This window comes from Pseudanabaena sp. 'Roaring Creek' (genome assembly GCF_001402795.1).
Taxonomy (GTDB): domain Bacteria; phylum Cyanobacteriota; class Cyanobacteriia; order Pseudanabaenales; family Pseudanabaenaceae; genus Pseudanabaena.
Map to the genome: position 1 here is coordinate 1 of NZ_LIRE01000190.1, position 11,576 is coordinate 11,576.

An 11,576-nucleotide genomic window follows, 5' to 3' on the forward strand; every position below is an offset into this window, starting at 1 on the left:
CAGCAATTCTCATTATGAAAATTTTGTCTTTATCTGGCGGCAACTATTGAGAATAGCCGCAATAGCGATCTTTAAAAAGCCGATGCTTTCGTTCAAAATTTGACGGCTTAGACAAATCAAAAGTCATAATGAGAATTGCTGACTAAATCATTCAAACTTTGTCATAGAGATATCGAGAGCGTTATACTCAGCAATTAGCAATCAGGCGATCGCCAATTCTATGACAACATAAAAAACTAGCCTATCCCAAAAACTATGCTGTCTTAACGAATTCAAAGACAAAGCTAGATCTTTTTCTACGAAATATTATTGACAAGATTGATACTAGATTAAATTTTAATTTGAGCGATAATCCCGTTTGCTGAGAGATAAACATTGTGACTACGGGATTATGACCAAGGCTCTATCGGAAATTGCTCAAGAAAAAGGGATTCGCTACTTTCTCATTTCCTTCACTGACCTCTTTGGCGTGCAACGCGCTAAATTAGTGCCAACCGCAGCGATCGACTCAATGGAAGCCAATGGCGCAGGATTTGCAGGATTCGCCACATGGCTCGACATGACACCCGCCGATCCTGACCTCTTCGCTATTCCCGATCGCCATAGTCTCTTCCCCTTACCTTGGCAACCCGAAATTGGCTGGATGCCCGCCGATCTCTACATGAATGGCGAACCTGTCAAACAAGCTCCACGCTATATTCTCAAGCAAACCCTCAGACAAGCCGAAGCCCTCGGCTATCGCGTCAAAACTGGTGTGGAATGTGAATATTTCCTACTCTCTGCCGATGGTACAGATATTTCTGATTTATGCGATCGCGCTAGCAAGCCCTGCTACGACCAACAAGCCCTGATGCGCCGCTTCGATATCATTGCTGAAATCTGCGATGCGATGTTAGCGATGGGTTGGGGAGCCTATCAGAACGATCATGAAGATGCGAATGGTCAATTTGAGATGAACTGGACTTATGCTGATGCTTTGGTCACAGCCGATCGCCATGCCTTTTTTAAATATATGGTCAAAGCGATCGCCGAAAAGCACGGCTTCCGCGCCACCTTTATGCCGAAACCATTTCCACATCTAACGGGCAACGGCTGTCATACCCATCTCTCCATTTGGGATTTAGAGGGAAATGCGAATCTCTTTGATGACGCAAAAGGAGAACTCGGTCTATCGAAATTAGCTTATCAATTTATCGGCGGGGTATTACATTCCGCCGAATCTGTCTGCGCCTTCACCAATCCCACCGTCAATTCCTACAAGCGAATTAATGCTCCCGTCACTAACTCTGGTGCAACATGGTCGCCCAACACGATCAGCTACACGGGCAACAATCGCACCCACATGATTCGCATTCCCGAAGCAGGACGTTTTGAGTTCCGTCTCGCCGATGGAGCCGCGAATCCCTATCTTCTCCCTGCTGCCCTCATCGCCAGTGGTCTCGATGGCATTAAACATAATCGCGATGCTGGTCAAAGACATGACAATAATTCTTACACCGATCCGCTTCCCTTGGGTACGGTGAAACAACTGCCTGCTAATCTTTTGGATGCGCTGCGATGTTTGCAAGCAAATATGATTCTGCCCGATGCGTTAGGTTCAGAGTTTGTGAAGTCCTATATCAAGTTAAAGCAACGCGAATGGAATGATTACAGTACTCGCATTAGTCCTTGGGAATTGGAACATACTCTAGATTGTTAAAAGCCCAAAAAGCTGTGGCGCACGCTGCGCGTGCGCCACAGCTTTTTGGGCTTTAATCATGCGTGCTTAACAATTTACGCCATACTCTAACCATTGCAGGTTCTCGATCGGGTTGGATGTATTCGAGCATCAGGTTTAGATCGAGATTGGGAAAGAATTGGCTTTGAGCGATCGCATTATATCCACTGCGATCGCTATTGATACGATAAAGTGTAAATTTTCTATTTTGATAAAACCAAACTTCGGTAATTCCTAATCCCTAATAAACCTCCAATTTATCAATACCTCCACTAGTGACCGTTATCTCGATCGCTAAGTCAGGCAATTCTTGACGCTGACCGATGCAGAAGCTTTCATCGGGTTCTAATCCCCTCGCCGTTAATTCTGATTTGCAAGTAGCGGAGCCGCAACTAAAGAGGTCAATATTCATAACATCGGCATAGACATACAGCAATCTCGCAATCAGCCTTGCAATCATTCTTTCCAGCATTTCATGCTCTGGCGAAAGCGTCACGATTTCTAATGCTCCTTTGAGATAGGTTAGATGGAGATTTTGATGTCCAGAAAATAGATCGATGAAGGTTTGGTATTGCTGCCAATTTATATCATGAAGAGCAATACGTGGTTCAGCGATCGCAGGAGCAATTAATTTTTCAAGTTCAACTTGAGGTATATCAAGGGTGATTTTCATTGCTCAAATTCCATCTTGTTTATTTTCTAACATTTCACAATCTTTCATGCAAGCAAATAGACACTCTATAGAGTTTAAACCATTACCATTCACAAAAACTAAGCGATCGCATTGCTAACTAGTTTACTAAGTAGCTAGGCATAAGTAAACTTAAAATCCAGAAGAGCGTACCGCCCGCTACGCGGGCGGTACGCTCAAAATCTACTTAATATCTTTTACTGCCTCAGCGATCGCTTCTTTTGCCTCCGTATCACCCATAGTCTGAACGCGTGCTCCCAATCCGAGAGATTCTAGAATGAGCATTCCGTGGGCTTCGTTCCTTTCATTGAAGACGAAATTGACTAAACCATCTCGGAAACTATTTAGATCGGCTTTATCTATTGCTGCGAAGTATTCCGCCATGCCGCTACTCGCACACCTCTTGATGAAATTTCGCCATCCTTGCCGAGCATAGTCGTAACCTGAAGCTAAAACTTTATGCCCTAAGGGTAGTGCCTTTGACGCAGTTCCCAAACTAGCAACGATCGCTACATTGATCCCCAAACTGGGGAAATACTTGGCAGTCTCAGAGGCGAAATCTACCCCAGTTGAGGCAAAGGGAACTGCACCATTCTTCAGCCGACTCCATTGCTCGTCCACCAAGTAGCCGACTTGCTTTTGCTTAGCTGGGTCAATAGTTCCCTGTAATACCTTCAATTTTTTATAACTGGTGAAAGCAAAAATCCATTTCTTTACCGATACCATAAACTTGACGCATTTCATAATCAATTCGCTTATGGGAAGCCATTTCGCAAAAGAGGATAATCTTCCCGTAGTCCATTCCATCGCGCTGACAAAAGCGTTAGCGATCTTGGTAGAACCAATAATAAAATCGCCCAACTTACCAATAACCACCGCCACATTCTCAAAGGTTTGCATTGTCGTGTCGTTCCAAAAATCCACATTACGCACGGCTTCCCAGACTTCCTTGCCTGCATCAAATATTTTGAAGCCCTCAGACATTGCTTCCAAACAACTTGTCATTTTTTCGATTTCATTTGCTTTAAGCCCTGCTACAACAGTACCAGTGAGACTACCCACAGCTTTGCTACCAGCAATTCCCACTTCGATGGAACTCTTACTCGGATCTCTTACTGTTTTAAGCGCGTTTGCCGCATCATCAAGAAATTCTAAGAAATTACCGCTTCCTTCAATCGTATCGCCACCGTATCCTCCTACGGTTGGGGTTGATAACGTATCATCCCGTTGCACAACATCTTGCAAAGGCGATCGCCTTACTGTCACAACATTCTGCTGCACTACATGGGTTATTTCGGGGGCGATTAACTCCTGTAATTTTTTCTCCCCCGTCGAATTTTGGCGCTGGAGCGATCGCTTTTTTAATGGAGAATCGATCGCTTCGCCCATGTTCGGCTTTGCTTGAAGGGTTGTTCCCCGCTCGGTTGCGATCTCCTTTGAGTTATGTTTTGGCTTTTTTGGCAATAATGCGATCGTTCGGGCATCAGCCTGTTTGGTCTGAATCCTTGCTTTTCTTTCTGATGGATTTTTTAGACGACTAATAGGTTGTAGCGATAAGGGAGGAATTGATGATGTGGGTTTATTAGCAAGAATATTTTCAGCGAAGCTCGACTTTACAGGGAGATAGCGATCGCGTTCCTCAGATGTAGAGTCGATCTGAGGGGAGCCAATGGGTGCGAATGGTCTTGTTTGCAGATTTAGGGATAATGACTTGTCTGTAGATGTTAATTTGGAAGCAATATCGTTTTTGTATTTCATCTCTTAATTACCTTGGCTAAATTAATCCCGTAAATTCCAAGTTCGCCAATTCAAGGTCGGACGCACCCCTTATGAAGTATCTTTTGCTTCATCAGAAACCATTCAATTTTATCCTTGAATTGTCGCCCCGATCGCACTCGCTTTCAGATTTATACTTTATCCACCAAAGCCGATCTTTGCTATCAAGAACAAAATTATGCTAAAACAAAAGAACTCTATCAAAATGCCCTAGATTTAGCCTTAGCAATCCAGTGGCAACGCTATACCAATTACACAAGAGGCTGGTTAGCAGATATCGCCATCATCGAAGGCGATTTCACAAAAGCGGAAAAATTATTAATGACTGGATTTATTGCCGCCGAGCGCAATCACGATCGCCAGAGAATTGCCTTTTTTGAGCGTTGCTATGCTCGACTCGAATTTGCTAAAGGAAATATCGAGCAGGCGCAAGAATGGGGACTTAGAGCAAAGGATGGGTTTGGACGTTTAGGCATGAAATCGGAAATGATCCAAATGGAAAAATTCCTAGAGATGAGTAATTTTACTCATTAAAAAAACTAACTAAAAAATCTGACAAAATAACTGAAAAGAGGTGCCTTGAATCGGCTTTAATTAGAAGTGCGATCGTCAAAAAAGAATAGGAATTCACGGCATAAACATGGGAATTGCACGGCGACAATTCTTGCAAGCTAGTCTGACCAGTCTGATCGGATGGCAATTTCTTACTCGCGATCGCGTGGCATTTGCTGCCGAGCAATATGTCCGTCAAGCAAATGGACAGCAACGCAAGCGAGCGTTATTAATTGGTATCAACCAATACGAAGCAAAAGAAGATAGTAACGCAGGATGGCTTCCTTTACAGGGCTGCATCAATGATGTGGAATTACAAAGGGAATTATTGATTTATCGCTTTGGATTTGCCCCACAGGATATAGTCACTTTGACCGATCTAGAAGCCACCCGTACTAATATTAGTAACGCTATTTCCGAACATTTAGTCGCGCAAACCCTACCCGATGACTTGGTAATCATTCACTTTAGCGGTCATGGTTCACGGCTGGGAGATTACAATACCCTTGTCCCCGTTGATAGTGGCTTGCCGCAAAACCTCGAAAATTTGCAGGATATTACGGAACAAGAATGGCAGGGTTGGCTACAGGCGATCGCCACCGATCGCCTGTTAAGCATTGTCGATGCAGGTTTCTATTATCCAAATATGTCCGAACTCGGCAATTTCCGTTTGCGATCGCGAATCGGGTTAAAAAACTGGCAACCAGAAACAGAAAAGGCGGAAAATCCCCCTCTCTTTTCCCCCGAACCGAAGGGTACTAATTTGCGGGCAGCATCAGGCGAAATGCTTTGCGCCGATGCCCAATGGTCGGGCTTTAGTAGCGGTGCATTTACCTATGCCTTGGTACAACAACTCTGGCAGATCGTTCCCGCCACCACAGTCCATGTAGTGATGAGCGATCTCGCTACTACCCTCGATCGCCGCGCACTCCACAACGATAACCTCAGCATCGATAAGCAGGTTGCCGCTATGTGGGGAATTGAGGCAAGCAAACAGAAAGCAATCCCAAAAACGACCTTCGCCGAGATGTTACCAATTCCCGAATTTGGCTCTGATGGGGTGATTACCAGCGTCACGAGCGATCGCCACACCGCCGAAGTCTATCTTGCAGGTTTACCGATTGCCGTTTTGAGCAATTATGAAGTTGGTTCGATCTTGAATGTGATGGCATCGTCCATCATTCCCAATCCAATAAATGAAAAATCGAATGAAAAATCAAATAACAAAATAAATAACAAATCAAATAATAACAATAATACCGTTACAGATTCCGCCCCCAAGAAACTGCCAATCATATCGCCTAATCCTCAGGCAACTGTTCAACTTAAATCACGCAATGGATTTAACGGCAAAGTTGAAATTTTAAGCGATCGCAATAACAATCGACTACTGGAAACGGGGCAATTGCTCCAAGAGGTCACGCGTGCAGTTTCCCATAATGTCAAATTAGCGATCGCCCTTGATAACGGTTTGAGCAAAATTGAACGGGTTGATGCCACTAGTTCCTTCTCCACCTTACCCAATATGTTTGGGGTAAACGCTAACGAACAATGCGCTGATTGTCTCTTTGGTGTCCAATCCGCAAGCTATGGCTTATTTACCGTTGGACATACGCCAATCCTCGGTTCCTTCGGCTCCGTCGGTGAGTCCGTAGGAGTCGCGATTAAGCGTTTACAACCCTTTCTCGAGAGCCTCCTCGCGGCAAAACTGATTCGCATTACGGAAAATCAAGCATCGACCCATCTCGATGCCCGTGTTACCCTCAAGGCAACTATTGGTGTCGATGGGCGCTTAGCAATCCTCGCTAGCAAATCGGCTGCGCGGGCTGCTCTCATCACTAAAAATGCTATTAGCAACTCCGTTCGCACCAAACCCATTAACATTGGCGATCGCCTCGAATGCCAAATTGAAAACTTTAGCGAATATCCTTTATATACAAGAATTTTTTGTCTCGATCCGCGCAGTAAGATTCTCACCCCTAACTTTTCCACACCTCCCTACGCCAGCGATGGCATTATTGCCCCATCGGAAACCCTAACCATCCCCAATCCCAAATTGCCAATGAGTTGGGCGATCTCCGCACCGAAGGGTATGGTGGATGTCTATGTGGTAATCAGCCGATCGCCACTTCTACAAGTGGCAAAGATTTTAGAAACATCCCAGCGCCAAGCCTCCTCTCTCAGTGGCTTGATTGCACTCCCCAACCCATTGCAAGTCGCTCAGGCTCTACTCGAAGATCTCGATCGCGCAGGCAAACCATCGGACTTGGGGAACTTCGGCAATATCAGCAATACATGGATGCTCGATGTCCAACAATGGGCAACCTTCAATTTCAGTTATCAAGTCGCCTAATTTATCGCTGGAGCCAAATGTATTACCCAAAAAAGAATGGTGTAGCCATTCTCCTCTTGTACCAAAAGACAAAATGGCGTAGCCATTTTGTCTTTTGAAAACCCTTACTGGATTTGGTGTTTAATTCACAAACTTGTTGTCACACTTTCGTGAATTGTTATTAGTAATGGTTTTCAAGTTAAGAAATGGCTACGCCATTTCTTAACTTAGGATAAATCCCTATCAAAAATTACTTCTCTACCTACGGATACAGGCGGCTATCCCTACGTTTTCGCTCTAGCAACCTTAAGCCAACGTTTCTATAATGACTTTAGTAACAAATTGTAAATAAAAAAATGGCTGTTAAAAAAGAAGATCCCAAGCGATCGCGGGCAAGACTGATTGGCAATGTCCTTTTGCTGATCGGTGCAGGATTGCTCATAATAAACATCTTTTTACCAAATCTATTTGCCCCACCAGTGGCGCGAGTTCCCTATAGTTTATTCGTCCATGAAATCGAAGAAGGACATGTCGCAAGGGTATATATCGGACAAGACCAAATCACCTATCAATTAAAGGGTGTCACCCCTGATATCCCTGGTGATGTGATTTCCACCACTCCAATTTTTGACTTAAACCTCCCCGAAAGACTCGAAAAGAGTGGGGTCGAATTTGCTGCCGCACCTGTCCAGAAATCAGGCTGGTTCGGGACATTACTTAGCTGGGTCATTCCCCCCTTAATTTTTGTTGGTATCTTCCAACTGTTCAGCCGCAACGGTGGCGGTGGCGCTCCTGGTGGTTTGCAGATTGGTAAGAGCAAGGCAAAAGTCTATGTCGAAGGTGAAGCGACTAAAACCATGTTTGCCGATGTGGCTGGTGTCGATGAAGCCAAGCAAGAACTTCAAGAAATTGTGCAGTTCCTGAAAACTCCTGAGAAATACACCAAAATCGGCGCGAAGATTCCCAAAGGGGTATTGCTAGTAGGTCCTCCTGGAACTGGTAAAACTCTGCTTGCCAAAGCTGTAGCTGGGGAAGCAGGTGTTCCCTTCTTCAGTATCTCTGGTTCGGAATTTGTGGAACTCTTTGTTGGTGTTGGGTCTTCCCGCGTCCGCGACTTGTTCGAGCAAGCCAAGAAACAATCGCCTTGTATCATCTTTATCGATGAACTTGATGCGATCGGTAAGGCGCGTTCTAGCGGCGGTATGTACGGCGGTAACGACGAACGCGAACAAACTCTCAACCAATTGCTCACGGAAATGGATGGTTTTGGAGTAGATGGAACGACAGTAATCGTGCTTGCTGCAACCAACCGTCCTGAAACCCTCGACCAAGCCCTACTACGTCCAGGTCGTTTTGATCGCCAAGTTTTAGTTGATCGCCCCGACAAGAGTGGACGCTTAGCAATTCTCAAAATCCATGCTGCGAAAGTCACCCTCGACAAGAGTGTTGACCTAGAAACGATCGCTACTCGTACTTCTGGTTTTGCAGGTGCTGACCTTGCTAACCTCGTCAATGAGGCTGCTCTCCTTGCGGCTCGTGCTGGACGCGAAACGGTCTTACTTGAAGACTTTGCCGAAGCCGTTGAACGTGTAGTTGCGGGGCTAGAAAAGAAGAGTCGCGTTCTCAATGAGAACGAGAAGCGGATCGTCGCCTATCACGAAGTTGGTCATGCTCTCGTCGGAGCGCTTAACTCCAGTAGCGGTAAGGTTGAGAAAATCTCAATCGTGCCTCGCGGTATGGCAGCTCTCGGCTACACCTTGCAACTGCCAACGGAAGATCGCTTCCTATTAAGCAAAGAAGAAATCGAAGCTCAAATTGCTACCCTTCTCGGTGGGCGATCGGCAGAGGAAATTATCTTTGGTAGCATTACCACTGGTGCATCAAACGATCTCCAACGGGCTACGGAACTCGCAGATAAGATGGTGACTAGCTACGGTATGAGCGAAGTTTTGGGTCCCCTTGCCTACCAAAAGCAACAAAATCAATTCCTTGGTGGTATGGAGATGGCACGCAATGTCAGCCCTGCGACTTCGGAAGCGATCGACAAGGAAATCAAAGCGATCGTTGAGAATGCCCATGCGAAAGCCCTAGCGATTCTCAATGCAAATCGCGATCTGCTAGAGTCCATCTCTGAGAAGCTCTTAGAAACAGAAGTAATCGAGGGAGAATTCCTCACTGGTTTACTAGCTCAAGTTAAACCCGCTGAAGTTAACGTATAGTAATTTCTTTAATACAAATTCCCAAAATGGCGTTGCCATTTTGGGAATCTCAAAACCTTACTGGGTTTGTTTTTTAATTCACTGAAGTGTTGGCTCACTTCAATGAATTGGTATAAAAAGCAAAAAGCAAAAAGCCGCGCTTGGCGCGGCTTTTTGCTTTTTAGGATACGCAATACTTATCAGTTGTCTGCACGGACTTGACCTCGATCGCCGCACCTGTATCGATCACAAATTCACTCAACCCAATTTTACTTTTGGGATTACCCCAATCGTAGGTATAACCCATCCTTGTCCAAGGATAGCCACCTGTGGCGTTATAGGACTGAGATCTTAACTTCTCAAACCACTGGAGATAGGAGAGTTTGATAGTCGCGTCAGGATATAATGGTATCTGGGTGAATTCACCAAAGGCAGTTCGATCCGTGATTTCAGAATCAGCACTAGGGCGAAATAGATTCTCTGGATTGACCCAAAATTCCACAAAACGGGTTTTTCCATTATTGGGAGGTAAACCCAATAGTTGCTCCAAACGCAGCGTGCGATCGCTCTGATTCGTCACATCTTTTAATTTTTCTTTGCAGAAGTTTTGCAATTCTGGAGCCACCGTCACCCATGTTTGGCGAGATGTCGTGATTGGCTGACCGAATTGATTATCATAGCCTGTATAGCTCGTCCAAGTGGCAACCAGTAATTTGTCCTTAGGAGCAGTTTTGTTTTGCCAAATTAAGAACTTATTGTCTTTAGTGATTGCCACTAGATCTTGGGAAACCTCATCTAGTTCCGCAACCTTAGCATCCGCAACGGCGAGGTTATACTTACTGATTAAGTCTGCGGGAATAGTTTGGGAATATAGTCCTTGGGGTATCTGAAATACGACAAAGGTAAAAGTAGCGATCGCCAGTAACGTCAAAACAATGGCTTTAACTGAAACCTTAAAATTGAAGCCAGACTTCAACCCAGATTTCAAACCAGACTTCAAACCAAAATTCAAACCAAAATTCAAATTAGTTCTCTGCATGATAAACCGAATACTTAGTTAAGATTAGGGAGGGAAATTAGGATTAATTTTACTCATATCGCTCTCATCCAAGTAAAATGCGGCTAAGATTCGTAACGATTAGCAATACTTCTGACATATAAAACCGCAAAACCTGTAGCACACGCGGCGCGTGCGCTACAGGTTTTGCGGTTTTATGCCCAGATACTTTAAATTAAGTCCACTTACTTAGCGATCGCCATAGGAACAAAGAACATCGTTATTTAGTCATAATCAAATAGAACTCTATATGACATCCCCTAGAGGCGTTTATGAGCGCTCAATACAATTTAAAATTGGCAGTTGTTTCATCTGTCAGTATGCCGCTGAGTATAGCGATCGCATCTTTGATCGCCAGCCCTAGCTATGCCTATTCGTTGTATCAAACAAACAATCAAACAAGCAATCAATTAAACAATCAACCTCAGTCTCAGGTAAACGCAAATCAAATTGCTCAAGTATTTCGCTCGACCTTAAATTTGCCTGCGGGACAAACGATCGCTACCAAAATCAATCGCCAAGACACTCTCTACATTGCCAAGGGAGAAACCGTTAATGCCAGCCTATTAGTTGCCCAAGATATCACAGCCACAAATGGCACAGTCCTCATACCTGCGGGGGCAGTAATCGAAGGACAATTTGTCCCAGCAGAAGGTGGCTCGAAATTTGTCGCCCAAAAATTTACTAGTCGTGGTGCAACCGTCAGACTGCAAGCCGAGTCAGCCCTGATTAATGATGTCAAAGATCCCCGTGAGACTAGTACAGGTGCAATTCTGACCGACGCTGGAATCGGTGGAGCCGCAGGAGCAGTTCTAGGCGGTGTATTTCGGGGTGGCGTTCATATTGAAGATGTTCTTGGCGGCGCAGCGGCGGCGGTATTAATTGGCAACGTTACAGCCCCACAGGTAACCGTAATTGAACCCACTACCGTAGTCAATGTCATCACCAAGCAAACTATCACCTTTGCAGTCAGAGATGATTATTAAAAGAACGTGAGTTCGGGATAATTGGAAACGGGCTTTGAGAAAGGGCTTGCTACGCAAGCCCTTTCTCAAAGTCTAAAATTAAAAGCCTTGCGTAGCAAGGCTTTTAATTTTGGGATTTTAAAATTTGCCAGCTTAACCCGAACTGACGTTTTATAGCTACAGTCACTTGACTTAGGACAAATCAAACCCCAAGAATTGACTGGCGGCGCTTCGCGCCGCCAGTCAATTCTTGGGGTTTATGTCCTAGTACAATTAGCGACAGCTATA

8 protein-coding genes are annotated in these 11,576 nt (G+C 44.9%); 5 read left to right on the forward strand and 3 right to left on the reverse strand.

Annotated features, from left to right (window positions below):
• Positions 1-391 precede the first annotated feature (391 nt).
• Positions 392-1,699 carry a type III glutamate--ammonia ligase gene (glnT, locus tag AC805_RS06050; RefSeq protein ID WP_055074583.1) on the forward strand — a complete coding sequence of 436 codons (1,308 nt, stop codon included), beginning with the start codon at positions 392-394 and terminating at the stop codon, positions 1,697-1,699.
• 259 nt (positions 1,700-1,958) lie between these two features.
• Here glnT and AC805_RS06055 read toward each other — a convergent pair whose 3' ends face one another.
• Together AC805_RS06055 and AC805_RS06060 are read right to left on the reverse strand one after the other, a co-directional pair.
• Entirely contained in the window at positions 1,959-2,390 is a 432-nt protein-coding gene (locus AC805_RS06055; protein ID WP_231662461.1) for a Uma2 family endonuclease, read from the reverse strand.
• Positions 2,391-2,591: 201 nt separating this feature from the next.
• Positions 2,592-4,166, reverse strand: a complete 1,575-nt coding sequence (locus tag AC805_RS06060) for a hypothetical protein (RefSeq protein ID WP_055074584.1) — start codon at positions 4,164-4,166, stop codon at positions 2,592-2,594.
• Between the two features lie 114 nt (positions 4,167-4,280).
• Here AC805_RS06060 and AC805_RS06065 point away from each other — a divergent pair, with 114 nt between their 5' ends.
• The 3 genes from AC805_RS06065 to ftsH all read left to right on the forward strand — a co-directional run bounded on the left by AC805_RS06065 (position 4,281) and on the right by ftsH (position 9,287).
• Positions 4,281-4,718, forward strand: a complete 438-nt coding sequence (locus tag AC805_RS06065; RefSeq protein WP_055074585.1) for a hypothetical protein — start codon at positions 4,281-4,283, stop codon at positions 4,716-4,718.
• 106 nt (positions 4,719-4,824) lie between these two features.
• Complete coding sequence (locus AC805_RS06070) at positions 4,825-7,089, forward strand: caspase family protein (protein WP_055074586.1); 2,265 nt, start codon at positions 4,825-4,827, stop codon at positions 7,087-7,089.
• A 335-nt stretch (positions 7,090-7,424) separates the two neighbouring features.
• A complete protein-coding gene (gene ftsH, locus AC805_RS06075; protein ID WP_055074587.1) occupies positions 7,425-9,287 on the forward strand; it encodes an ATP-dependent zinc metalloprotease FtsH in 1,863 nt (620 codons plus the stop codon).
• A gap of 160 nt (positions 9,288-9,447) precedes the next feature.
• On the opposite strand, the gene AC805_RS06080 is transcribed toward ftsH, so the two are convergent.
• Positions 9,448-10,305, reverse strand: coding sequence for a hypothetical protein (locus AC805_RS06080; RefSeq protein WP_156341323.1), 858 nt, complete (start codon positions 10,303-10,305; stop codon positions 9,448-9,450).
• Between the two features lie 290 nt (positions 10,306-10,595).
• Here AC805_RS06080 and AC805_RS06085 point away from each other — a divergent pair, with 290 nt between their 5' ends.
• Entirely contained in the window at positions 10,596-11,309 is a 714-nt protein-coding gene (locus tag AC805_RS06085) for a hypothetical protein (RefSeq protein ID WP_055074589.1), read from the forward strand.
• Positions 11,310-11,576 lie beyond the last annotated feature (267 nt).